Here is a 22879-nt window from a genome sequence, read left to right as displayed (position 1 = left end):
TCGGCGTCTTCCGTCACCGCGGGGTGGCCCGGGCCTGGCGCAAATGTTCCGGGCAGCAGTACGGCCGACCGGTGGTGTCGCGGACCGCTTCGCTGTCGGGCACATGGGTCTGGCAGTGGGTGCAGGCCACCATGGCCTGGAGCTGGCTGCCCGCGCCGGGCTGCTGTGCGCGCTGGTCCGGGGGCTGGCGGTCAAGGCGGTTGTTGCGCCAGATCCAGAACGCAACCAGCAGGACGAACAGAACGAGCAGGTATTTCATGCGTGGGCCACCAAGGGGATCAGGCCCGGTGCAGGACAACCTCGAGCACGAAGCGCGAACCGGCGTAGCTCAGCAGCAGGAAGCCGGCGCCCAGATAGAGCATGCGCACGGCCGTGCGGCCGCGCCAGCCCAGACGCCAGCGGCCCAGCAGCAGGATGCCGATGGTGATCCAGGAAAGCACCGACAGCGCCGTCTTGTGGTTCCAGACCCAGCGCTGGTTGAGCAGTTCGGAGAACCAGCCGCCGGCCACCAGGGTGAGGCTCAGCAGCACGAAGCCGGCGGCCAGCAGGCGGAAGGTCAGGCGCTCCAGCGTGAGCAGGGGAATGGCCTTTTCTTCGGTCTTGCCCTGGCGCAGCGCCTGTTCGGCGCGCTGCATCAGCCAGGCGTGGACCACCGCCGCACCGATCAGGCCGTAGGACGCAATGCCCAGGGCCCAGTGCAGCGGCAGCCAGGGCGACTGCAGGTTCGGGTAGTGCTGGCCGGGGAAGAGCATGGCCAGGATCACTGCCAGCGACCCCAGACCGGCCAGGGCCCAGCGCGCGCGCAGTTGCGGGTACAGACGGCTTTCGATCGCGTAGACCGTGAGCACCAGCCACACGGTGACCGAGAGCGCCGGCGCAAAGCCGAAGCGCGCCGGCTCGGCGAACAGGCCCTGCGCCAGCACCAGCAGGTGCAGCACCCAGACGCTGGCAAGCGCCCAGCGTGAGGCCGACGGCGAGAGCCGCCGATAGGCATAGGCCAGCAGGGCGTAAGCCAGTGCCGTGGCCAGTGACAAAGCGATCAGGGGCGGAAAGGGCATGGAGCAGGGACCGAGTCGCCGCGCAAAGGGAGGGCCGGCTAAAATCCTCCGCACAGTTTAACGGCCCGGACCGCCGGGCGCCCGGTCTGCGGCGTCCCTCCGGTGGACCTTCTCACGGCCTCCTGCCACCCCCGAACCCGATCGCCATGGCCTCAGCCCTTTCCGAACGCCTTTCCCGCATCGTCAAAGAGATGCGGGGCCAGGCCCGCATCACCGAGAGCAACGTCACCGACATGTTGCGCGAGGTGCGCATGGCCCTGCTGGAGGCAGACGTGGCGCTGCCCGTGGTGCGCGACTTCATTGCGCGGGTCAAGGACAAGGCGCTGGGGGCCGAGGTGGTGGGCTCGCTCACCCCGGGCCAGGTGCTGGTCAGTGTGGTCAACAAGGAGCTGGCCGCCACCATGGGCGAGGGGGTGGCCGATCTCAATCTGGCGGCGCAGCCGCCGGCGGTGATCCTCATGGCCGGTCTGCAGGGCGCGGGCAAGACCACCACCACCGCCAAGCTGGCCAAACACCTGATTGAAAAACGCAAGAAGAAGGTGCTGACGGTTTCGGGCGACGTCTACCGCCCGGCCGCCATCGAACAGCTCAAGACCGTCACGGCCCAGGCCGGTGCCGAGTGGTTCCCCAGCACACCCGACCAGAAACCGCTGGACATTGCCCGCAGCGCGCTGGACTACGCGAAGAAGCACTTCTTCGATGTGCTGCTGGTCGACACGGCCGGCCGCCTGGCCATCGACGAAGCGCTGATGCAGGAAATCAAGACCCTGCACGCGGCGCTCAATCCGGTGGAAACCCTGTTCGTGGTCGACGCCATGCAGGGTCAGGACGCGGTCAACACCGCCAAGGCTTTCAAGGAAGCGCTGCCGCTGACCGGCATCGTGCTGACCAAGATGGACGGCGATTCGCGTGGCGGTGCCGCGCTGTCGGTGCGCCAGGTCACTGGCGCGCCGATCAAGTTTGCGGGCGTCAGCGAGAAGATCGACGGGCTGGAGGTGTTCGACGCCGATCGCCATGCCGGGCGCATCCTGGGCATGGGCGACATCGTGGCGCTGGTCGAGCAGGTCACGGCCGGCGTCGATATGGCGGCGGCGCAGAAACTGGCGGCCAAGGTCAAGAGCGGCGAGGGGTTTGACCTCAACGATTTCCTCGACCAGTTGCGCCAGATGAAGCAGATGGGCGGCCTGTCCAGCCTCATGGACAAGCTGCCGGGCAATCTGGCCGCCAAGGCCAGCGAGGCCGACCTGAGCCGCGCTGAGAAGGACATCAAGCGCAAGGAAGGCATCATCTGCAGCATGACGCTGGCCGAGCGTCGCAAGCCCGAGATCATCAAGGCCACCCGCAAACGCCGCATCGCTGCCGGTGCTGGCGTGCACGTGCAGGAGGTCAACCGCCTGCTCAAGGAATTCGAGCAGATGCAGGGCATGATGAAAAAGATGAAGGGCGGCGGCCTCATGAAAATGATGAAGCGCATGGGGGGCATGAAGGGCATGCCCAAGATGCCGTTCTGAGAACGTGTTGACGATCTTTTCCCTCAGACAATGCTGATGTGAAGAGAAAGCCGTACCCAAGCGACATCAGTCGAAAGAAGTTTGCCGAGATTGAGCCGCTGCTGCGCAGCGTTCGGCGCCGCACCAAACCGATCAAGCAGGATTTGTACGAGGTGTTCTGTGCGGTGCTCTACCTGCTTCGCACGGGTTGTCAGTGGCGCTATCTGCCGCCGCAGTTTCCCAAGTGGCACAACGTCTATGCGTACTGGCGCAAGTGGAGCGAGCCTGACCAGCACGGAGTAAGCGTGCTGGAGCAGGCTTTAAAAAAATCAGGTTGGCGCGGCCCGCGAGAAACAGGGGCGCAACGCCTCAAGCACGTTCTTGATCGTGGACGCGCAGAGCGTGAAGAACACGGACACAGCAAGCTTTAAGGGCTATGACGCAGGCAAGAAGGTCTCGGGCATCAAGCGACACATCGCGGTGGACACGCAAGGGCTGCCCCATGCGGTGGCGGTGACCACGGCCAACGTGACTGACCGCCAAGGAGCGCTGACGGCATTCAGGCGCTGCAAGAAGTCGCTGAGGGGAGTGCAAAGCGTGTTGACTGACAGCGGCTACACGGGCGAGCCCTTCGCGCAGGGCGTCAAGGACGTCTTGGGTGAGCTGGTGACGGTGCAGATCGCCAAGCGAAGCGAGCTGCACACCTTCAAGGTGATGCCCCAGCGCTGGGTGGTGGAGCGCAGCTTTGCCTGGCTGGAGAAGAACCGCAGGCTATGGAAGAACTGCGAGCGCTGGCTCAACACCAGCTTGCAGTTCGTTCACCTGGCGTTTCTCGTGCTCCTGCTCAGAAGATCGTGAACACGTTCTGAGCGTCTGGCTGCCCGCCGCTAGGTGGCGGCGGCGGCCTGTTCGAGTTGGGTCAGGCGGCGCGCGAGCCGTCCCACGAAGTTCTGGGTGATCTGGGGCAGGGTGCGCTGGTTGGGCACCACGATGCCCACCTGCAGCCTGTTGAGCGCGGGCAGCTCAAACGGCTTCCACACCAGTTCGCCCCGCCGCAGTTCTTCGATCAGTGCGATCTTGGAAAAGGTCGAAATGCCTTTGCCCGCCTTGATCAGGCGTTTGAGCAAGGGGGTGGAGTTGCAGGTGGCGGCCGGCACCATGGCTTCCCAGAACGCGGTGTATTCGGCCGACAAGGTGGGGCCGAACACCGGCTGGGTTCCCGAGCGCAAAAAGGGGTGGCGTGCGCAGTCCCGCAGCGAAACGCTGGCTTGCGAGGCCAGGGGGTGGCCAGGCGCCATCACGACGCCCAGCGGCAGTTGCGCCAGCGCGACCGTCACGACCCCGGCGGGCAGCCGGGTCGCGAACGTGATGCCCAGGTCCACCTGGCCGGAGGCCACCAGTTGCGGCACTTCCATCGGCTGCGTCGAGATGATGGTGTAGGTGACGGCGGGAAAAATCTGCGAGAAGTCCTCGACCGCCGATGGCAGCAGGTCCTCGAAGCACGAGTCCATGGCCGCCAGTTTGACGTGGCCGCTGCGCTCGCCCCGCAGCGCGTCCAGCTCCGTGCGCATCACCTGGTAGCCGTGCAGCGTCTCCTGCGCATGGCGCAGCAGCCGTTCGCCGGCCGGGTTCAGGCGCATGCCGCCCGGCAGCCGGTCGAACAGTTCCACGCCCAGTTCGTCCTCCAGGTTCAGGATCTGCCGGTTGACGGCACTGGCCGCCACGTGCAGCCGCTCCGATGCCTTGCGCACCGAGCCGCAACGGGCCACCTCGATGAAGTACCGGAGGACGCTGGCGTGCATGGCGGTGTCAGCGCGGCGGCACGCCGGCCTGCCATTGCGGCCAGTGGGTAACGATGTGGTCGACCATGCGCGCGCCCACGCGCTCGATGTTCCCCACCGTCTCGGCAAAGCCGCCGGCCGTTTCGCCGGGTTTGGGGTCCAGGTGGGCCAGCGTGGTCTCGCGCGGGTTGCCCTGGTCGAAATTGACGGCGCCGCGCAGGCTCATCACACGCTCCACCCCGTGGCTGCGCTTGATCACCAGGGTGATGGCCGCAGCTTCCATTTCGGTGATCACGTAGTCGTCGGCGCCGTACAGCTTGGCCATGTACTGCGCTTCTTTGGACAGTCCGGGACCGTGGAAGAAGGTGTCGCCGGTCATGTGCGTCCCCTTGCCCACGGCCGGAGCGCGCCGGGCGGCGGCATCCGGGTAGCGCTGCCGGTAGGCCCGTGCGCTGTCCGAGTCCTGCAGCGGGGTGTCGGCCGAGAGCTGCAGCGCCCAGCCCACCAGCGACGGGTTGAGCTGGAAGCGGCGGTAGTCCTCATAACCCTTGCGCGGCATGAACGTGGGGGCGCCCGGGGTGTTTTCTTCGGGCGCCCAGCGGTGGCCCAGGTCGTAGTCGATCAGCCAGGTGCCCCAGACCACGTCGCCGATGGTGCCGCGCGAGGGCGGCGTGCCCGCCACACCCGTCAGGAGGTAGTAGGCCTGGGAAAAGTCGAACGCCGGGTTCAGCAAAATGGCCTGCATCGAGGCCGAGGAATTGACCTTGCCCATGCCGAGCACGGCGCCGCAGACGCCGTCCGCATTGCAGTACACCGGTTGCAGGGCGCCCGGCACGCGGATGGGCGTGGCGTCCTTCCAGTACCGTTCGTACCAGTGCTGGAATTCGCCCGCGCGGTCACCGGTGTTCTGGCCGATTTCGAACATGGCGGCAACGAAGACCTTGACGCGGACCGGGGTGGCGGCAGCGGGGGCTGTGGTGGCGCTTGTTGCGGCCAGGGAGGGGGGCTGGGGCCCCACCGCACAGCCGGCCAGCAGCAGTGCCGCCGACACCCAGGCCAGAGGGAGGGAACGGGACCAGAAAGATGCCATGGGAGGTGCCTTGCGTGAATGAAATGAATGGGCGATCAGGCGGCGTCGGCCGTGCCGGGCGGTGCCACGGGAGCCGGATTCTAGGGAGGCAGGGCAATGCCGAACAGCATCGATTTTCGCGCTGCCTGTGCGAAAAAAGCGCACGCCTGAGGTGCGCTGGCGCATGTCCCCGTCGCCCGAGGTGGATTGACAGAAATCAACCGTGGCCCACCAGCGCCCCGACATACTCCGGGCCATGTTGACTGTGATCAATGGGGCAATGGCGGCGTTGGCGGGGGCGGTGGTGCTGAGCCTGCGTCCCTGGCGCATGTTGCAGGGCGCTTTGCTCACGCCCGCGCTGGCGGCATTGGCGCTGCTGCCGTGGCTCTGGCTGCTGCCGCAAAAGATGCCGCAGGGACTGCAGGTGCAGTTGTCGGGCGCCTGCCTGCTGGTGCTGATGCTGGGATGGCCCTTGGCGGTGCTGGTGCTGGGCGGGGTGGCGGCCGTGGTCTGGGGGGTGGGCCAGGCCCCGGCAGAGGCGGCTCTTCACCAGTGGGTCTGGATCGGCCTGGTTCCGGCCACGCTGGCGCTGGGCATCGGCGCCGCGCTGCGCCGCTGGCTGCCGGCCAACCCGTTTGTCTACACCCTGGGGCGCGCGTTTCTGGGTACCGCCGTGGCGGTGTTTGTTTCGGGGCTGCTGCTCGAAGGTCTGCAGCAACTGGCGGGCCTGCCGGTGCGTGATCTCTCGCTGGTGGCGCGCTGGCTCATGGCCTGGGGCGATGCTTTCCTCACCGGCATGTTCGGCGCCATTTTCGTGGCCTTTGCTCCACAGTGGCTGGCCACCTGGTCCGATGCCCGCTATCTGAAACCGCCGGCACCGCCGCCATGAACGTGTCTGGCGGGTGCGGTGCGGCTTGAGCAGCAGATTGGGGCGAACTGTCTGAAGAGGTTGTCAGCTGGCCGGGTACATGCTGGTGTCGGCGCCAAACTGAGCCGATAGCTGCCGGGCGGCCGCCAGCAGCGCCGGCACGAAGCTCCGGGTGCCGTGCTCCTCCAGCCGGTAGCGTGGGCCCGAGATGCTGAGCGCGCCCGCGATCTTGCCGTCATGCCCAAAAACAGGAACGGATACCGCGGCCAGTTCGGGGTCGACTTCGTTGCCGAGCGAAGCTGCCCAGAACTCCTGCCTGACCCGGTCCAGGCGGTCGCCCGGGTCGCCGCGGAAGGCCATGAGGATGGTGCCGGCCGCACCGTTTTCCAGCGGGCGCCAGTCGCCCTCGCGCACTGCGTCGCGGATCATGCGCGGCGCATCGACGCGGTGCAGGCAGATGCGCCCGTTTTGTACCGGGACGTAGTAAGAGGCGCTTTCGCCCAGTTGCGCCACGAGTTCCCGCAGGACTGGGGGAACGAACTCCGAGGATCGGAACTGGCGCTGAAAGATGGATCCCAACTGCAAAGGCTTGGGGCCGATCTGATAGCTGCCGTCGGAGATGCGCACCAGGTACTGGGCGCGCATCAAGGATTCGGCCAGGCGAAGCACCGTGCTTTTGTACATCCCCGTTCGCTCGGCGATTTGGGTCAGCGTCAGGCTGTGGTCCTGCGGAGTGAACACACCCAGGATGTGCAAGGCTCGGTCGACGGCGGCAACGCCTGTTTCTTCGCTCATCGGTGATGGTTGGCGGCCCGGCGGCCCGCTGTGCAATGACAGTATTCCGGCGGCGCTGGCTGAACGCCGGGCACCGGTTTCGTCGTGCCATTGTGCCATTGGCATGGGGCTCGACGCCGCCTTGCCGGCCGCGCTTTAACGGCCGGTTTGCAGGCGCTGCATGGCCGAAGCGTTGTAGCGATCGCCAGCTGCCGCGCCCATCGGAAAAACGGCATCCAGTCGGGCCCATGCCTCGCGTGGAATGTCCAGTGCCACCGCCTGCTGCGCGTCGTCCACGTGTGCTGGCAATGTGGCGCCGGCAATGGGACTGGCCAGGCCGTCACGGCGGCACCACGCCAGCGCAAGTTGCGCTGCGCTCACCCCCAGATCGGCTGCCAATTGCTGCAGCGCGTCGACCAGTTCAATGTTGCGCTGAAAGTTTTCGCCCTGGAAGCGTGGCATGTCGCGGCGCTGGTCTTCAGGCGGGAAGTCTTCGGGGCGGCGGACGGTTCCGCTGAGAAAACCCCGACCCAGTGAGGCATATCCAAAGAACCACGAGCCCGCAGCGCGCAGGAGGTCGAGCATGTCCTCCTCGGGGTCGCGGCTCCAGAGTGAGTATTCGGACTGCACCACGGCCACCGGGTGGATCGCCGCAGCCTTGCGGTAGCTGTGCGGACCGACCTCACACAGGCCCAGAGCCCGTACCTTGCCCTGCTCGACCAGCCGGCTCATGGCACCCCAGGTGTCTTCAAGCGGCACGTTGGGGTCCACGCGGTGGAGGTAGTAAATGTCGATCTGTTCCACGCCCAGCCGGCGAAGGCTGGCTTCGCAAGCCGGTTGCACACGTTCAGGGCGCGCGTCCAGACCGCGCTGATCCGCCCGTTCACCGAAGGTGTAGCCGAACTTCGTGGCCAGCACGACGCCTTGTCGGCGACCTTGCAGGCAACGTCCCACCAAGGTCTCGTTGCCGCCGTTCGCGTACAGATCGGCGGTGTCGATGTAGCGTCCGCCCACGTCGAGGTAGCGCTCGATGGTGGCTGCAGCCTGTTCTTCGGAAATGGTGCCGTAGTAGCCGGTGAGGGCCATGGTGCCCAGCACGTAGGGTGGTGATGAATCGGCGATAGGGTGAGAACGCATGTGTGTTGGTGCGCTGACGGTGGGGCGGGGGGCTGGCTGGCTCAGTCGAGCACGACGTTGTTGGCGCGCACGAGCGCGCCATAGGTCGAAATTTCGTGCCGCAATTGTTCGGTGAACTGTGTCGGGTTGCTGGTGGTCACGGGCTCCAGGCCGGCGGCGTTGAGCTTTTGCTGGTAGGCGGTTTGGGACACCGCCTTGACGATGTCGGTGTAGAGCCGGTCGATCACCGGTTTGGGCGTTCCTGCAGGGGCCATGAGGCCGTACCACGAGTCCAGACGGAAGTTTTTGAGGCCCGATTCTTCAAAGGTGGGCACGTCTGGCAGGAGCCGGCTGCGTTGGGGGGCCGCCACGGCAATGGCACGCAGTTGTCCGCTCTGAAGGAGGGGCAAGACCGAGCCCAGCGTGGCAAAGGACATGTCCACCTGCCCGCCCATCAGGTCGGTGACCGCCGGGGCTGCGCCGCGATAGGGAATGTGGACGATGGACGTGCCCGTGAGGCCTTTGAACATTTCCGCTGAGAGGTGAGGCGTGCCGCCATTGCCGGCGCTGGCGTACGTGTATTTGCCGGGGCCGCTCTTGACCAGCGCGATGAACTCGGCATAGGTCTTGGCCGGAAATTTCGGGTTGACCACCAGCACCGTGGGTGCCACGGCCACCGCCGTGATGGGCGCGAAGCTCTTTTCGCTGTCGAACTTCAGGTTCTTGTACAGCGACGCGTTGATGGGGTGGTTGGTGGCCGCCATCAGGATCGTGTAGCCGTCCGGTTTGGCTCTTGCGACGATATCGGCCGCCAATGTGGCATTCGCGCCGGGTTTGTTGTCCACGATGACGGGTTGCCCCAGGGAGCGGGTCAGCGATTCAGCGATCAGACGGGCCGACACATCGGTCGGCCCCCCCGCAGGGAACCCGACAACGATGCGCAGAGGTTGGCTGGGGAATCCGCCGGTGTCCTGGGCCTGGACGAGGCTGGTGGAGGTCAGTGCCAGTCCGGCAGCCAGGCTGGCGAAAGCGCGTCGGGTGGTGAGTCGATCCATAAAAACAGTGTCTCCTTCGATGGGGTGAAGCCAAACCCGGGCTTGTTGATCCGGGCTTGTCCGAGCTTTTTTGCCGCGGTGCTTGAATAATAGAATCAAATTCTGCAGAATGCAACTTTCTGGGCCGATTGTCGAAATCCAAGTGATTTCTGCGCACGGCGATGTCCCTGTCTTCCCTTCTTTCAAGACCGCATGTCCATGACCGCTGACGCTCTCCCTCATTTCACACACTACATTGACGGCCAGGAAGTTCCCCCTGCGACCGGCAGCTACTTCGAGACGCAGAACCCCTTTTCCGGGCAGGCCTGGGCCATGGTGGCTCGCGGCGACGCTGCGGATGTGGACCGTGCAGTGAAGGCGGCCCACAAGGCCTTTGAAAGCGGTCCTTGGTCAGAAATGAGCGCCACACGCCGTGGTGAAATATTGTTCCGTCTGTCGGAACTTTTGGCCCAAAATGCGGCGGCGTTGGCCGAAGTGGAGATGCGTGACAACGGCAAGCTGGCGGCAGAAGTCACCTCGCAGGTGCGCTACGTGGCGGACTACTTCCGCTACTACGCGGGCCTGGCCGACAAGGTGGAGAGCCACGTCATCCCCACAGACAAGAAAGGGGTGACCTGCTTCACCCGCTACGAGGCCAAAGGGGTGGTGGCGATCATCACGCCCTGGAATTCGCCGCTGACGCTGACCAGCTGGAAGCTCGCGCCAGCGCTGGCGGCCGGGTGCACGGCGGTCATCAAGCCCTCGGAGTTCACATCACCGTCTGCCGTCTTGTTCGCGCGGTTGTTCAAGGAGGCGGGTTTCCCGGATGGCGTGGTGAACGTGGTGACCGGGTTGGGCGCCGAAGCGGGTGAGCCGCTGGTGACGCATCCCCTGGTGGCGCATGTGGGTTTCACCGGGGGGGAACTGGCGGGGCAGAAGATCTACGAAGCCGCCGCTCGCGGGCTGAAGACCGTGACACTCGAACTGGGTGGCAAGTCGCCCAACATTGTTTTCGACGACGCGGACCTGGATCAGGCGGTCAAGGGGGTTGTTTCCGGCATTTTTGCGGCAGCGGGCCAGACCTGCATTGCGGGCTCACGTCTGCTGGTGCAGGCATCGATCCATGATGCCTTTGTCGAGCGTCTGATCGACTTCGTGAAAGACGCGCGCCTGGGTGATCCCGCCGACCCGCAAACGCGCATCGGTCCGATCGCCACCCGTCCTCAGTTCGACAAAATTCTGGGGTATCTGGACATTGCACGGGCCGAGGGAGCGCGGTGTGTGCTGGGAGGGCGGGCACGCCCCGACCTGGGGGCAGGCTGGTTTGTCGAGCCCACGATCTTCACAGGCGTGAACAACGGCATGCGCATTGCCCAGGAGGAGGTGTTCGGCCCTGTGCTGTCGGTGATTCCGTTCGAGGACGAAGCGGATGCCATTCGCATCGGCAACGATGTGCAGTATGGCCTGGCGGCAGGGGTCTGGACCCAGTCCCTTCACCGCGCGATGCTCATGTCGTCGAAGTTGCGTGCAGGGACTGTCTGGATCAACAACTACCGAGCGACCAGCTTCACGACACCTTTTGGTGGCTACAAGCGCTCAGGGATCGGGCGCGAGTCGGGTGTGGAGGCGATCAAGGAGTATCTGGAAACCAAGTCGGTCTGGATTTCGACAGACCTGGATGTGCCCAATCCCTTTGTCCGGCGCTGAGTGCCGGGGGCTGCCGGCGCAAAGGCATCGCCGATGCCGGTGTGTGGCAACGTCCCGGGCCTCACTCGGCACGCGGTCGTCGCCCTCCGCCTTCCCGACTCGTTGGGAACAACCGGTCGCCACGCCACCGCCAGGCCCTGGCGAGCAGTGAGCGGCGTTTTTCAACGAAGCCACGACCTCCTGGAGAGCGCGTGGCTTTGAACGTGAGCGGTGCGTGTGTCTGCGCCCTGTGGGGGGGCTGGTGTCTTCAGGCCGCCTTCAGCGCCAGACGGCTGGCATGGCGCCAGGCGCGGCGCAGCACGGCCGGCGACCAGGATTCTTCCGGGATCAGCAGCAGGCCGCGTGCGCGCATCCAGGTGCCCAGGTGCACGTGGCCGGTCAGCACCGTGACGGGCACGGCCAGCAGCAGGGGCAGAGCCACCGGCAGCAGCCAGGGCAGCGCGTCGGGGTTGATCAGGGTCGAGCCCATCACCAGGGCGGCCACGGCGAGCGACACCGGGGCCAGGCGGGCCAGGGCATCGCTCCAGGGCACACCCACAGCTTCCCGGGGCGGCGACTTCCATTCGAGCTTGATGCCGGTGAGCGCGACCACCACGAAGATCGAGTGCGCGACCATGCGGATGGGGGCCTGCAGCACGGCCATCACGCTTTCCAGCACGGCGCTGCCCAGCAGCAGGCCGGTGCCGCCGTAGCTGCGTTGTTCGCCCTTGAGCAGCACGGCCAGCACGCCCAGCACGCGGGGCAGGAACAGCAGGCACAGTGTCCAGGCCCAGAGGCCGCGCACTTCGACCGGCACGGCTTGCCAGGTGGTGGGCAGGTCGGGGCCCGACACCAGCAGGGCCGTGCCCAGCAGCAGGAAGGCCATCCACAGCGGGGCCGAGACGTAGGACATGGCGCCGATGGCGAACATGGCGCGGTGCACGCGGTGCAGGCCGGGTTCGGCCGCCAGACGGGCGTTCTGCAGGTTGCCCTGGCACCAGCGGCGGTCGCGCTGCAGCTCGCTGAGCAGGTCGGGCGGCTGCTGCTCGTAGCTGCCGGTGAGGTCGGACACCAGCCAGACGTGGTAGCCGGCGCGGCGCATGAGGGCGGCTTCGACGAAGTCGTGGCTCATGATGCCGCCGGCCATGCCGCCCTTGCCCGGGATCGGGGCCAGCGCACAGTGCTTCATGAACGGCTCGACGCGGATGATGGCGTTGTGGCCCCAGTAGTGCGATTCGCCCAGTTGCCAGAACTGCATGCCCAGGGTGAACAGGCGGCCGGTGACGCGGCTGGCGAACTGCTGGGCGCGGGCGTGCAGGGTCGCGTGACCGATGGCCTGGGTGGCGGTCTGGATGATGCCGGCCTGCGGATGGGCTTCCATCAGCTTGACCAGGGTGGTCAGGCAACTGCCGCTCATCACGCTGTCGGCGTCGAGCACCACCATGTAGCGGTAGTCCTTGCCCCAGCGGCGGCAGAAGTCGGCCACGTTGCCGGCCTTGCGGTGCGTGCGGCGCGTGCGCAGGCGGTAGTAGACCTCCACCGCCGGCTGGCCGGGTTGCGACACCAGGGCGGCGCGCAGGTTTTCCCAGGCTTCGCGCTCGGCGGCGGCGATGGCCGGGTCGTAGCTGTCGGAGAGCACGAACACGTCGAACTGGCCGGCGTGGCCGGTGGCCGCCAGCGACTCGCACGTGGCGCGCAGGCCGGCGAACACGGTGGCCACGTCCTCGTTGCAGATCGGCATGATCACGGCGGTGCGGGCCTCGGGGTTCATGGGCTGGTGGCGCACCGACGCGGCGGAGATCGAGGCCTTGTCACCGAACAGCATCACCCAGGCGCCCATCAGCGCGGTGACGAAACCGGTGACAACCCAAGCCGAGAGCACCACGAACAGCACCGTGTGCAGGCCACGCAGCCAGGGATTGCCTTCGGCCGGCTGGGCGTCGGTGAACAGCCAGGCCGCCAGCACCGTGCTCAGCACGGCGATCAGCATGAAGGCCAGGCGGCGGCGGTCGGCGGTGTGTTCCCAGGCGGCGCGCGCCGGTTGCGGTGCGCGCGGCTCGCGCGGGGGCAGCAGGTTGCTGGCCGTGGCCAGCAGCGTGGTGCCGACGCTGTTCCAGAACCCGCGCCAGGGCCGCGGCACCATGGCGCCCCGGTGCACGGGCGGTGCGGTCACCGCGTTCGGGTGGCGTTCCTCGCGCAGCGGGCTGCGGGGGGCGGTCGGCGAGGTCACTCGGGCAAGATGACGTGTGTCCATGTTTCGCTCAGGGTGTCGTTCTGGTGTTGGAGATAGGCGCGGAGTTCGACGGGCTGGCTCGGGTCGAGCCGCTCGACGCGCAACGTCACGCGCCAGCCGCGCTGGGCGGGATTGGGGTAGGCCAGGGTCTCGACCACGCGGCCGTTGGCGTTGGCGGAGACCACGGCGCGCACCGGCGCACCAGGGGGCAGGGCGTCGAGCGCGGGGCCGGCGAAATCGAGCACGAACTGGGGCTGGCGGATCTGCTCGTCGGCCGAAAGCCTGGTGTAGCCATACCCGCGGCGCGACTGCACGACCCAGGCGCCCGGGGGCGTCTGCTGCACATCGCCCTGCCAGGACAGCTCGTAGGCGAAATCCAGCGACTCGCCCTGCGCGGGCAAGGTCGCCGGGACCCAGTAGGCGACGACGTTGTCGTGGGTTTCGTCGGGCGTGGGCAGTTGCACCAGCTCGACGCGGCCGGCGCCCCAGTCGCCGATGGGTTGCACCCAGACGCTGGGGCGGCGCTCGTAGCGGGCCTCGACGTCTTCGTAGCTGGCAAAGCGGCGGTCACGCTGCATCAGGCCGAAACCACGCGGCTGGCGCATGGCGAACGAACTGACCGAGATGCGCGACGGGTTTTGCAGCGGGCGCCACAGCCATTCGCCGTCGCCGGTGTGCATCATCAGGCCGTCGGAGTCGTGCACCTTGGGGCGGAAGTCGCGCGCGGTCGGTTGCACCTCGCCGTGCAGGAACATGCTGGTCAGCGGCGCCAGGCCCAGGGTGTTGACCGGGGCCGCGCCCTCGCGCAGGAACACCCGGGCCGTCACGGTCATCGTGGTGGCAGCACCCGGCCGGATCACGAAGCGGTAGGCCCCCGTGGCCCGGGGCGAATCGAGCAGGGCCAGCACCGTCACGCCAGTGGCGCCGGCCTCGGGGCGGCGCAGCCAGAAGTCGGTGAAGCGCGGGAATTCTTCGCCCTGGCCGGCGGGAGCGCCCACGGTGTCGATGGCCAGGCCGCGGGCGGAAAGACCGTATTGCTGGCCCATGCCCAGCGCGCGGAAATAGCTCGCGCCCTGGAACACGACCAGTTCGTCCTTGTAGGCCGGGTTGTTCAGCGGGTAGTGCAGGCGGAAGCCGGCGTGGCCGAGGTCGCACCAGGCCTTGGCGTCCACGGTGTTGCGGCCCAGGTCGAAGTCGTCACCCTGGTACGGCAGCAGCCGCGTGCCTTCGGGGGTGATTTCATGGATGTGCACCGCCTGGCGCTGGTACAGGCCCAGGTGAAAAAACTGCGCTTCGAAGGGCAGGCCGCGGTCGCGCCAGAGCGAGCGGTCCGGGCGGAAGCGGATGTCGCGGATCTGGTCGTAGTCCAGCGCGGCGAGGTCGTCGGGCAGCTTGTCGCTGGCGGCCTCGAAAGGTGCTTGAGCGCGGGTGCGCGCCAGTTCTGCCAGGGCGTCCCAGTCCATCGCCTGCGCCGGGCCCCAGCCCGCGGCCAGCCCCGCGACCAGTGCCACGGCACCGGCCAGACGGCGGTGGCGCTGCCGCGGCAAAAGGGAAGAAATCCGGAAGGTCATGCCCAGATAGGGCAAACCCTATGCCAGGTCCAAAAAACCGTTTCAGATCAACGGGATGCTATGGTTTTTGAATGTAACGACGCCGGCTGACGGGCGTTGGCGCGGGGTTGGAGGGGGTTTTTGTCGCCAGTCGGCGACAAATGGGCGGCGGGCCGGAGCCAAACCCTTGGAAATCAAGGGCTTGGGGTTGTCACGAATCGGCGACAGCGTCCTGCGATTCCCCGTTCGGGCCGTCGCTTTTGAACAGGCCCGGCGTGAGCGCATGTTTCTGCAGCAGGCGGTAGAACTCGGTGCGGTTGCGCTGCGCCAGCCGGGCCGCGTCGGCGACGTGGCCGTCGGTCATCTTCAGCAGGCCGACCAGGTATTCGCGCTCGAACCGCTGGCGCGCGTCGGCAAAGCTGAGCACTTCGACCGACGGTGTGCGCAGCGCACGCTGCACCAGGGCCAGCGACACCAGCGGGGTGGTGGACAGGGCACAGACCTGTTCGACCACGTTGTAGAGCTGGCGCACGTTGCCGGGCCAGCTCGCCATGGTCAGGGCCTTCAGCGCTTCCGGCGCGAAGCCGGAACTGCGCTTGCCGTATTTGGCCGCGAGCTGGGCCAGGAAGTGGTTGGCCAGCAGGGGAATGTCTTCGCGCCGCTCGGCCAGCGTGGGCAGGTTCAGCGTGACCACGTTCAGCCGGTAGTACAGGTCTTCGCGGAACTGGCCCTGCGCCATGGCGGTTTCGAGGTCGCGGTGCGTGGCCGAGATGATGCGCACGTCGACCGGGATCGACTGGCTGGAGCCGAGCGGGCGCACCGCCTTTTCCTGCAGCACGCGCAGCAGCTTGACCTGCAGCGCTGGCGGCATGTCGCCGATTTCGTCGAGCAGCAGCGTGCCGCCGTCCGCGGCCTGGAACAGGCCCTTGTGGTTGGCGTGGGCGTCGGTGAAGGCGCCCTTCATGTGGCCGAACAGTTCGGATTCGAGCAGCGCTTCGGGAATGGCGCCGCAATTCACCGCGACGAAGGGCTTGCGGGCGCGCCGGCTGGCGCGGTGGATGGCGCGCGCCAGCAGCTCCTTGCCGCTGCCGCTGTCGCCGCGCAGCAGCACGCTGGCGTCGCCCTGGGCCACCAGGCGGGCTTCGGCCAGCAGGTCGGCCATGCGGCTGGAGCGGCTGACGATCTCGGCGCGCCAGGTCTCGTCGGCCGGGCTCGCGGGCAGCGCGGGGGCGCTCAGTGCCAGGGCCTGGGTGATGCGCTCCAGCAGTTCCTTGGCGTCGTAGGGCTTGGTCAGGTAGGTGAAGACGCCGCGCCGAGTGGCCTCCACCGCGTCGGGAATGGTGCCGTGCGCGGTCAGCAGGATCACCGGCAGCGACGGGTGGCGGCTGCGGATCTCGTCGAACAGCGCCAGCCCGTCCTTGCCGGGCAGGCGCACGTCGGAGAGCACCAGTTGCGGCCGCTCGATGTCGAGCTGGCTCAGCGCGGCTTCGGCCGAGCCGACGGCCGTGACCTGGTAGCCCGCCGCGCCCAACCGCATCGACAGCAGGCGCAGCATGTCGGCGTCGTCGTCGACGACGAGCAGGCGCGCGCGCGGGCTGGGAGCGGTGCTCATGGCAGGGGGCGGGCCGGCGGGCGGGGCGTCAGGCTGCGCTCGATGGCGCGCATGGCCTCCAGCCGGTCGTTGAGGATGTCGATGCGGCGCTGCGCCTCGCGCAACTGCTGGGCCTGGCGGTCTACCTGTTCTTCGAGTCGGCGGTTTTCCTGCAGCCGGCCGGCCAGCAGCCGGGCCAGCGGCCGCAGCTCCAGCGCCTCGGGCGCGTTGATGGCCATGAGCCTTTGCAGCATCGCCAGCGCCCGGGCCGTGTCGGGGGCCTGGTGGGTCTGCGACAGCACCAGCGCCAGTTGCATCAGGCGCTCGGGCGCGTTGCCCGGTTCGCCGATCTGCACCTGCTCGGCGGCCAGTTCGGCCGCTCCCAGGCTGCGCAGGCGGTCGGCGTACACCAGGGCGCTGACGAGGGCCGGCATCGGGGCGTCCAGCCGGGGCGGCGGCGGGGCGGGCGGGGGCGACAGGTCCACCACGGGGGCGGGGGGCTGTGCGGCCGGCGCCGGGGGTGCGGCCACGGCGGTTTCGGCAGGGCGGGGAGCCGGCGGCGGCGCCACCGGGGTGGCGCAGGCGGCGAGCAGCGTCAGCGAGAGAAGGCAGACGGCGCGGGGCAGGGGGGCAGCGCGCGGCGAAGGCGGCTGCCAGGGGTCAGCTTGCATGGGGCAGTTCGATGCGGAAATGGGCGCCGGGGCCGCCGGGCAACAGGTCGATGCGGCCTCCGTGGGCCAGAATGTACTCGTGCACGATCGACAGCCCGATGCCCGAGCCTTTGACCGCATCGGCCGGCTGGCGTTCTCCCCGGTAGAACGGTTCGAAGATGCGTTCGCGGTCTGCCGGCGCGACGCCGGGGCCCTGGTCCTGCACGTCGATCAGCACCCGGCCGGGCTGGCGTGAGAGCGAAAGCCGCACCGTGGCGCCGGAGGGCGAGAAACGGATGGCGTTGGACAGCAGGTTGCCCAGTGCCGAGGCCAGCTTGTCTCGGTCCACCGGCAGCGAAATCGCCGGCCCATCGACCTGCACGTCCAACTGGTGCGTCTGCCAGCGCAGGCGCTGGGCCTCGACCTGGGTTTCCAGCAGGGCCCGCAGATCGGTCATTTCTCGGTTCAGCTGGCGCGCCTCGAAGGCGGCCGCGTTGAAGCGCAGCAGGGTCTCGATCTGGTGTTGCAGGGCCTGGGTGTTGCCCTGCAGGATGCGCACCACCTCGGCCTGATCGGCGTTGAGTTCGCCGGCGATGCCATCGCCCAGCACGGCCACGCCTTCGTGCAGCGAGGCCAGCGGCGTCTTGAGTTCGTGCGACACATGCCGCAGAAAGCGCGCCTTGTCGGCTTCGAGCTCGGTCAGGCGCAGGCGCAGCCATTCCAGTTGCTGGCCCACGCTGCGGATGTCCGGCGGGCCGGGAATGTCGATCGGTTCGCCCAGGCGGTTTTCGCCCAGCCCGACGATCGCCTTCTCCAGCCGGCGCAGCGGGCGCGTCAGCCAGATGCCGAAACCCACGGCCAGGGCGGCGGCCAGCAGGATCGAGCCGATCACCTGCACCGCCAGTTGCTGGCGGTTGCGCTCGAAGCGCGCCTGCAGGGCCGCGTTGCGGCCGCCAATGATGGCCTGCACCTTCTGGGCGATGGCGCCGCTGTGCATGTCGAGTTCGCGAAAAGCGCGAGCAACCTCGCGTTCGCGCTCCAGGGCGGTTTCGGGAGGGCCGTCGAGCAGGGCGGCAATGTCGTCGAGCTGCCGTTGCCAGGCGGTGGCGAGTTCCGGTGGCAGCTCGTTGTCCTTGAGGCGCACCAGAATGCCGCGCGCCAGCACGGCCGCTTCTTCGAAGCGCTGGCGCAACTGGGCGTCGCGCAGCACCAGCGACTGGCGCGCGGCGCGTTCCATGGCCACGCTGCGCTCGGCCAGCGACTGGGCGGCGGTGCTCAGCTCGATGGCCTGGGTGGCCCCGTCACGGCTTTGCGCCATGAGGTTTTCCAGCGTGAACAGCGCCCGCAGCGCGGTGGCGCCGAGCAGCGATCCGATCAGCAGGAACGCCACCAGCAGCAGTTGCGGAAACGAGAACCGGAAATTCACGATTTCACCCTCGCCACGCCGCGCGTGCCCCCTTCAAGCAGGCGATATGGGTGGTCCGCCAAAGCCGGTGCCACCGCATCCTCGACCAAGGCACGCACTCCGGATGCAGACGGTGGACTCATCTCACTTCACCAGGACTTCGCCTCGGAGGGAGTGCGGCAGCGCCTGCGTGATCTTCACGTCGATCATCTGACCGACCAGGCGGGCGCTGTTCGGGCCGCCGTCGAAGTTGACGATGCGGTTGCACTCGGTGCGGCCCATCAGCTCGGCGGCGCCGTCCTTGCCCGGCCGGCGCGACGGTCCTTCGACCAGAATGCGCTGCACCGTGCCTTCGCGGCTGGCGCTGATGCGGCGCACGTTTTCCTCGATGGTGGCCTGCAGGTGCTGCAGGCGCTGGAGCTTGACGGCGTGCGGCGTGTCGTCGGGCAGGTTGGCCGCGGGCGTGCCGGGGCGCGGGCTGAAGATGAAGCTGAAGCTGCTGTCGTAGCCGACGTCGGTGATCAGCTTCATCATCTTCTGGAAGTCTTCTTCCGTCTCGCCGGGGAAGCCGACGATGAAGTCGCTGCTCATGGCAATGTCGGGCCGGATCGCGCGCAGCTTGCGGATCGTGCTCTTGTATTCCATGGCGGTGTAGCCGCGCTTCATGGCCATCAGGATGCGGTCCGAGCCGTGCTGCACTGGCAGGTGCAGGTGGCTCACCAGCTTGGGCACCTTGGCGTAGGTGTCGATCAGGCGCTGGGTGAACTCGTTGGGGTGGCTGGTGGTGTAGCGGATGCGCTCGATGCCGGGGATGTCGGCCACGTATTCGATGAGCATCGCGAAGTCGGCGATCTCGTCGGTGTCGCCCATCTTCCCGCGGTAGGCGTTGACGTTCTGGCCCAGCAGCGTCACTTCCTTGACGCCCTGGTCGGCCAGGCCGGCCACTTCCACCAGCACGTCCTCGAACGGGCGGCTGACTTCTTCACCGCGGGTGTAGGGCACCACACAGTAGCTGCAGTACTTGCTGCAGCCCTCCATGATGGAGACGAAGGCCGAGGCGCCTTCCACGCGCGCGGGCGGCAGGTGGTCGAACTTCTCGATCTCGGGGAAACTGATGTCCACCTGCGGCTGGTTCAGCCGGTCGCGCGCCTTGAGCATCTCGGGCAGGCGGTGCAGGGTCTGCGGGCCGAACACCACGTCCACGAAGGGCGCGCGCTTGATGATCTCGGCGCCTTCCTGGCTGGCGACGCAGCCGCCGACGCCGATCAGCACACCCTTCTTCTTGAGGTGCTTGACGCGGCCGAGGTCGGAAAACACCTTCTCCTGCGCCTTCTCGCGCACCGAACAGGTGTTGAACAGGATCAGGTCTGCCTCTTCCGGGTCCTGGGTTTTCTCGAAGCCTTCGGCGGCGCCGAGCACGTCGGCCATCTTGTCCGAGTCGTACTCGTTCATCTGGCAGCCAAACGTCTTGATGTAGACCTTCTTGCTCATGGGGTGGGTTTCCAATGGCCCCCGGCCGCGCGGTGGTGGCGCCTGCTGGCGGGAGGTCGTCCCCGAAGCCGGCCAGGCCGGTCCCGGGTGCGTCGGGGGCAGGTTTTCGGGGGGGGGTTATTCGCCGGCGCGGGCGCGCTTTTCGGCGGCTTCGGCGTCGGTCAGCACCCAGACTTCGTGCACCAGACCGTGAGCTTCCACGGTGTAGTTGACCGTCAGCTCCTGATTGACCAGGGTGGACGACAGCAACAGGGTGTTGTTCGGGCCCTTGATGCGGGCGCCGGGCGAGAGGCGGGCGGCCTGGCCGTCGATCGTGATCGCCGGCGGTTGCGTCACCACCAGGGTGCCGCGCCAGGCGTTGGCGGGAAAGTCGCGCACGGCCTGGGCCGATGCGCTGGTGGCCAGGGCCGCCAGCGCGGCGGCGACCAGCAGGCCGGCAAGGCGCGGGGCGTGTCGGGATGGTGTGGGGCAGCGGTTCATGGTGTAGATCCAGAGGCTGTGAACGGCCGTCCGGGCGGCGGCCAAAGCAGGTGCAATTGTCTCACGCGGCCCGGCGCGTGCTGCGTCTCACTTCCAGCGCACGGGCTCCAGATGCACGCTGCCCAGCGGGCTGGACAGGGTCAGCGCACCGTCCTGGATCAGCGCCTGCAGCTGCATGCTGCGCTCGGCCAGCGACACCAGCGCCTGGGCCTGCTCGGCTGGCAGGCGCCAGACCTGGAGCTTGTCCAGCCGCGTGAGCTTGGTTTCGATGCCACGCCACCAGACCTCGGCCGCGTGCCCGAAGGCGTAGACGATGACCGCGTCGGACTGGCTGCAGGCTTTGGCCAGTGGCTTGTCTTCAGGCTGGCCGACCTCGATCCACAGGCGTTTGCGGCCGGTGAAGTCGGTCAGGTGGGCATCGGGGTCGGACGGGTCGCTGAGCCCGGTGCCGAAGGCCAGCGTGCCGTCGCCACCGCAGGTGTCCTGCAGTTCGTGTGCTTGCAGCGCCAGCGCCACGAGGCGCACCATCATGCGCTCGTCGGTCTCGCTCGGGTGGCGGGCCAGGGTGAGCGCGTGGTCGGCGTAGTAGCCGTGGTCGATGTCGGCGATCGACAGCTGTGCCTTGAAGATGGTGGATTTGAGGGCCATGGTCGCTCCGGTGTCGCAAGAAAGCCGGGCAAGAAAAAACCCCTGAAAACGGCGTCTTCAGGGGTTTCTTGTCTGGTGGCGATAGGTGGACTTGAACCACCGACATCAGCATTATGAATGCTGCGCTCTAACCAACTGAGCTATATCGCCGAAAGACGCGCATTATAGCCAGTTTTTTGGCGCGCGCTCAAGCATGTTTGAACACGGCCGCCCGCTTGTTCACGAACGCGTCCATGCCTTCCTTCTGGTCGGCGGTGGCGAACAGGGCGTGGAACAGGCGCCGCTCGAACATCACGCCGTCCGAGAGGCCGCTTTCAAACGCGCGGTTGACCGATTCCTTGGCGGCCATCACGGCCAGCTGCGAGAAGTCGCAGATCTGCAGGGCGGCGCCCAGGGCTTCGTCCATCAGCTTGTCCAGCGGCACCACGCGGCTGACCAGGCCGGCGCGTTCGGCTTCGCTGGCGTCCATCATGCGGCCGGTGAGCGCCATGTCCATGGCCTTGGCCTTGCCCACCGCGCGCGGCAGGCGCTGCGTGCCGCCGGCGCCGGGGATGATGCCCAGCTTGATTTCGGGCTGGCCGAACTTGGCGTTGTCGGCGGCGATGATGAAGTCGCACATCATCGCCAGCTCGCAGCCGCCGCCCAGGGCGAAGCCGCTCACGGCGGCAATCACCGGCTTGCGCACGCTGCGGATGGTTTCCCAGTTGCGGGTGATGTAGTCGCCCTTGTAGACGTCCGAGAAGGTGTAGGTGGCCATGGCGCCGATGTCGGCACCGGCGGCAAAGGCTTTTTCGCTGCCGGTGACGATCATGCAGCCGATGTTCTCGTCGGCGTCGAAGGCCTTGAGCGCGGCGCCCAGCTCGTCCATGAGCTGGTTGTTCAGCGCGTTGAGCTGTTTGGGGCGGTTCAGGGTCACGATGCCCACGCGGCCCTCGGTGCGCACGGTGATCAGTTCGGGGGAGGTGGTCTCGCTCATGGTGTCCTCGGTGGGTGGGGATGATTGACGTAAACGTCAACTATAGCGGCCCGTTTGACGGGCGGATGTCTCAGGGAAAACATTAGCCGACCGATTGGTCGGTCAATGGTAGATTGGCACATTCCCTTCGAACCACGCCGCCGGGTACGGTGGCCCAGGAGACCCCTTTTCATGAACACCCCCGCTCCGGGCGGTACCGTGCTGTACGAAGCACGCGGTGCCGTCGCCCTGCTCACGCTCAACCGGCCCGATGCCCTCAACAGCTTCACCCGGCAGATGCACCGCGACCTCTGGGCGGCGCTGGACCGCGCCGAAGCCGATCCGGCCATCCGCGCGGCGGTCCTCACCGGCGCCGGGCGCGGGTTCTGTGCTGGCGCCGATCTGGCCGAGTTCGACTTCGAGCCCGGGCCCGATCTGGTGCAGCGGGCCGACCCCGGGCCGGTGATCGACCAGGCCTTCAACCCCACGGCGCGGCGCATCCAGTCGCTGCGGTTCCCGGTGGTGGCGGCGGTCAACGGGGTGGCGGCCGGCGCCGGCGTTTCGCTGGCCATGACCTGTGACATCGCCATCGCGGCGCCGGGTGCCGGTTTCATCCAGGCCTTCAGCAAGATCGGCCTGATCCCCGATGCCGGCGGCAGCTGGTTCCTGGTCGAGCGGCTGGGGCTGGCGCGCGCCATGGCGCTGGCGATGACGGGCGACAAGCTGCCCGCGCAGCAGGCGAAGGAGTGGGGCCTGATCTGGGACGTGCAGGACGATCCGCTGGCCGCCGCGCTGGCGATGGCCGAGCGCCTGGCGGTGATGCCGACCCAGGCCCTGGTGGCCACGCGCGCGCTGCTGCGTGACGCGTCCACGCGCACGCTGGACGCGCAGCTCGATGCCGAGCGCGACACGCAATCGGCGCTGGGCCGCACGCACGACTACATCGAAGGCGTGATGGCGTTCCGCGAAAAGCGCGCCCCGCGGTTCAAGGGGCAATGAC

21 protein-coding genes and 1 tRNA gene are annotated in these 22879 nt (G+C 67.5%); 5 read left to right on the top strand and 17 right to left on the bottom strand.

Features of this window, described 5'->3' with window-relative positions:
* Positions 1-13: 13 nt before the first annotated feature.
* Positions 14-259, bottom strand: coding sequence for a PP0621 family protein (locus L0977_RS14645; RefSeq protein WP_234265588.1), 246 nt, complete (start codon positions 257-259; stop codon positions 14-16).
* A gap of 19 nt (positions 260-278) precedes the next feature.
* A complete protein-coding gene (locus L0977_RS14640) occupies positions 279-1058 on the bottom strand; it encodes a cytochrome C assembly family protein (protein ID WP_234265587.1) in 780 nt (259 codons plus the stop codon).
* Positions 1059-1204: 146 nt separating this feature from the next.
* On the opposite strand from L0977_RS14640, the gene ffh reads away from it, so the two are divergent.
* Entirely contained in the window at positions 1205-2569 is a 1365-nt protein-coding gene (ffh, locus tag L0977_RS14635; RefSeq protein ID WP_234265586.1) for a signal recognition particle protein, read from the top strand.
* A 38-nt stretch (positions 2570-2607) separates the two neighbouring features.
* A protein-coding gene (locus L0977_RS14630; RefSeq protein ID WP_234265585.1) for an IS5 family transposase occupies positions 2608-3406 on the top strand; the annotation gives its coding sequence in 2 pieces (ribosomal slippage) (positions 2608-2879 and positions 2878-3406; 801 coding nt in all).
* A gap of 29 nt (positions 3407-3435) precedes the next feature.
* On the opposite strand, the gene L0977_RS14625 is transcribed toward L0977_RS14630, so the two are convergent.
* Both L0977_RS14625 and L0977_RS14620 read right to left on the bottom strand, forming a co-directional pair.
* A complete protein-coding gene (locus L0977_RS14625) occupies positions 3436-4350 on the bottom strand; it encodes a LysR family transcriptional regulator (RefSeq protein ID WP_234265584.1) in 915 nt (304 codons plus the stop codon).
* A 7-nt stretch (positions 4351-4357) separates the two neighbouring features.
* Positions 4358-5419, bottom strand: a complete 1062-nt coding sequence (locus tag L0977_RS14620; protein ID WP_234265583.1) for a purine-nucleoside phosphorylase — start codon at positions 5417-5419, stop codon at positions 4358-4360.
* Between the two features lie 235 nt (positions 5420-5654).
* Here L0977_RS14620 and L0977_RS14615 point away from each other — a divergent pair, with 235 nt between their 5' ends.
* Positions 5655-6287 (top strand): hypothetical protein, encoded by a 633-nt coding sequence (locus tag L0977_RS14615; protein ID WP_234265582.1) that lies wholly within the window; start codon positions 5655-5657, stop codon positions 6285-6287.
* A 63-nt stretch (positions 6288-6350) separates the two neighbouring features.
* Here the strand turns inward: L0977_RS14615 and L0977_RS14610 are convergent, their stop codons facing one another.
* From L0977_RS14610 to L0977_RS14600, 3 genes are read right to left on the bottom strand one after another with little or no spacing between them, the layout of a single operon-like run.
* Positions 6351-7160: an IclR family transcriptional regulator gene (locus L0977_RS14610; protein WP_234265581.1), complete on the bottom strand. Its 810-nt coding sequence runs from the start codon at positions 7158-7160 to the stop codon at positions 6351-6353.
* 36 nt (positions 7161-7196) lie between these two features.
* Positions 7197-8177 (bottom strand): aldo/keto reductase, encoded by a 981-nt coding sequence (locus tag L0977_RS14605; RefSeq protein ID WP_234265580.1) that lies wholly within the window; start codon positions 8175-8177, stop codon positions 7197-7199.
* Positions 8178-8218: 41 nt separating this feature from the next.
* Entirely contained in the window at positions 8219-9211 is a 993-nt protein-coding gene (locus L0977_RS14600) for a Bug family tripartite tricarboxylate transporter substrate binding protein (RefSeq protein ID WP_234265578.1), read from the bottom strand.
* A gap of 198 nt (positions 9212-9409) precedes the next feature.
* Between L0977_RS14600 and L0977_RS14595 the strand changes: the two genes are divergently transcribed.
* The gene (locus tag L0977_RS14595; RefSeq protein ID WP_234265649.1) at positions 9410-10897 is read left to right on the top strand and encodes an aldehyde dehydrogenase; all 1488 of its coding nucleotides are present in this window, start codon (positions 9410-9412) and stop codon (positions 10895-10897) included.
* 247 nt (positions 10898-11144) lie between these two features.
* On the opposite strand, the gene mdoH is transcribed toward L0977_RS14595, so the two are convergent.
* The 10 genes from mdoH to L0977_RS14545 all read right to left on the bottom strand — a co-directional run bounded on the left by mdoH (position 11145) and on the right by L0977_RS14545 (position 21900).
* Positions 11145-13130, bottom strand: a complete 1986-nt coding sequence (gene mdoH, locus L0977_RS14590) for a glucans biosynthesis glucosyltransferase MdoH (RefSeq protein ID WP_234265577.1) — start codon at positions 13128-13130, stop codon at positions 11145-11147.
* Positions 13103-14680, bottom strand: a complete 1578-nt coding sequence (locus L0977_RS14585) for a glucan biosynthesis protein G (protein WP_442786638.1) — start codon at positions 14678-14680, stop codon at positions 13103-13105. Before L0977_RS14585 ends, mdoH begins: the two co-directional genes overlap by 28 nt.
* Positions 14681-14870: 190 nt before the next feature.
* On the bottom strand, positions 14871-16271 hold the full coding sequence (locus L0977_RS14580; protein WP_234265576.1) for a sigma 54-interacting transcriptional regulator: 1401 nt from the start codon (positions 16269-16271) through the stop codon (positions 14871-14873).
* A complete protein-coding gene (locus L0977_RS14575; protein ID WP_234265575.1) occupies positions 16268-16921 on the bottom strand; it encodes a hypothetical protein in 654 nt (217 codons plus the stop codon). Before L0977_RS14575 ends, L0977_RS14580 begins: the two co-directional genes overlap by 4 nt.
* Positions 16911-18326 (bottom strand): ATP-binding protein, encoded by a 1416-nt coding sequence (locus tag L0977_RS14570; RefSeq protein ID WP_234265573.1) that lies wholly within the window; start codon positions 18324-18326, stop codon positions 16911-16913. The genes L0977_RS14575 and L0977_RS14570 overlap by 11 nt, the downstream gene beginning before the upstream one ends.
* A gap of 123 nt (positions 18327-18449) precedes the next feature.
* Positions 18450-19796 (bottom strand): tRNA (N6-isopentenyl adenosine(37)-C2)-methylthiotransferase MiaB, encoded by a 1347-nt coding sequence (miaB, locus tag L0977_RS14565; RefSeq protein ID WP_234265572.1) that lies wholly within the window; start codon positions 19794-19796, stop codon positions 18450-18452.
* Between the two features lie 117 nt (positions 19797-19913).
* Entirely contained in the window at positions 19914-20276 is a 363-nt protein-coding gene (locus L0977_RS14560) for a hypothetical protein (RefSeq protein WP_234265571.1), read from the bottom strand.
* Between the two features lie 87 nt (positions 20277-20363).
* Positions 20364-20924: a YaeQ family protein gene (locus L0977_RS14555; RefSeq protein ID WP_234265570.1), complete on the bottom strand. Its 561-nt coding sequence runs from the start codon at positions 20922-20924 to the stop codon at positions 20364-20366.
* A gap of 73 nt (positions 20925-20997) precedes the next feature.
* Positions 20998-21074 (bottom strand) — tRNA-Met (locus L0977_RS14550).
* A gap of 37 nt (positions 21075-21111) precedes the next feature.
* Positions 21112-21900 (bottom strand): enoyl-CoA hydratase, encoded by a 789-nt coding sequence (locus tag L0977_RS14545; RefSeq protein WP_234265569.1) that lies wholly within the window; start codon positions 21898-21900, stop codon positions 21112-21114.
* Between the two features lie 171 nt (positions 21901-22071).
* On the opposite strand from L0977_RS14545, the gene L0977_RS14540 reads away from it, so the two are divergent.
* Entirely contained in the window at positions 22072-22878 is an 807-nt protein-coding gene (locus L0977_RS14540; protein ID WP_234265568.1) for an enoyl-CoA hydratase-related protein, read from the top strand.
* Position 22879 lies beyond the last annotated feature (1 nt).

The organism is Hydrogenophaga sp. NFH-34 (assembly GCF_021401345.1).
Taxonomy (GTDB): Bacteria; Pseudomonadota; Gammaproteobacteria; order Burkholderiales; family Burkholderiaceae_C; genus Hydrogenophaga; species Hydrogenophaga electricum.
Note: the sequence above shows the minus strand (reverse complement) of the source record. Positions and strands in the feature narration are given on the sequence as shown.

Coding starts and splice junctions, on each gene's coding strand:
- L0977_RS14645 (WP_234265588.1), bottom strand. CDS start 259: ATGAAATACCTGCTCGTTCTGTTCGTCCTGCTGGTTGCGTTCTGGATC.
- L0977_RS14640 (WP_234265587.1), bottom strand. CDS start 1,058: ATGCCCTTTCCGCCCCTGATCGCTTTGTCACTGGCCACGGCACTGGCT.
- ffh (WP_234265586.1), top strand. CDS start 1,205: ATGGCCTCAGCCCTTTCCGAACGCCTTTCCCGCATCGTCAAAGAGATG.
- L0977_RS14625 (WP_234265584.1), bottom strand. CDS start 4,350: ATGCACGCCAGCGTCCTCCGGTACTTCATCGAGGTGGCCCGTTGCGGC.
- L0977_RS14620 (WP_234265583.1), bottom strand. CDS start 5,419: ATGGCATCTTTCTGGTCCCGTTCCCTCCCTCTGGCCTGGGTGTCGGCG.
- L0977_RS14615 (WP_234265582.1), top strand. CDS start 5,655: ATGTTGACTGTGATCAATGGGGCAATGGCGGCGTTGGCGGGGGCGGTG.
- L0977_RS14610 (WP_234265581.1), bottom strand. CDS start 7,160: ATGGCACAATGGCACGACGAAACCGGTGCCCGGCGTTCAGCCAGCGCC.
- L0977_RS14605 (WP_234265580.1), bottom strand. CDS start 8,177: ATGCGTTCTCACCCTATCGCCGATTCATCACCACCCTACGTGCTGGGC.
- L0977_RS14600 (WP_234265578.1), bottom strand. CDS start 9,211: ATGGATCGACTCACCACCCGACGCGCTTTCGCCAGCCTGGCTGCCGGA.
- L0977_RS14595 (WP_234265649.1), top strand. CDS start 9,410: ATGACCGCTGACGCTCTCCCTCATTTCACACACTACATTGACGGCCAG.
- mdoH (WP_234265577.1), bottom strand. CDS start 13,130: ATGGACACACGTCATCTTGCCCGAGTGACCTCGCCGACCGCCCCCCGC.
- L0977_RS14585 (WP_442786638.1), bottom strand. CDS start 14,680: ATGACCTTCCGGATTTCTTCCCTTTTGCCGCGGCAGCGCCACCGCCGT.
- L0977_RS14580 (WP_234265576.1), bottom strand. CDS start 16,271: ATGAGCACCGCTCCCAGCCCGCGCGCGCGCCTGCTCGTCGTCGACGAC.
- L0977_RS14575 (WP_234265575.1), bottom strand. CDS start 16,921: ATGCAAGCTGACCCCTGGCAGCCGCCTTCGCCGCGCGCTGCCCCCCTG.
- miaB (WP_234265572.1), bottom strand. CDS start 19,796: ATGAGCAAGAAGGTCTACATCAAGACGTTTGGCTGCCAGATGAACGAG.
- L0977_RS14560 (WP_234265571.1), bottom strand. CDS start 20,276: ATGAACCGCTGCCCCACACCATCCCGACACGCCCCGCGCCTTGCCGGC.
- L0977_RS14555 (WP_234265570.1), bottom strand. CDS start 20,924: ATGGCCCTCAAATCCACCATCTTCAAGGCACAGCTGTCGATCGCCGAC.
- L0977_RS14545 (WP_234265569.1), bottom strand. CDS start 21,900: ATGAGCGAGACCACCTCCCCCGAACTGATCACCGTGCGCACCGAGGGC.
- L0977_RS14540 (WP_234265568.1), top strand. CDS start 22,072: ATGAACACCCCCGCTCCGGGCGGTACCGTGCTGTACGAAGCACGCGGT.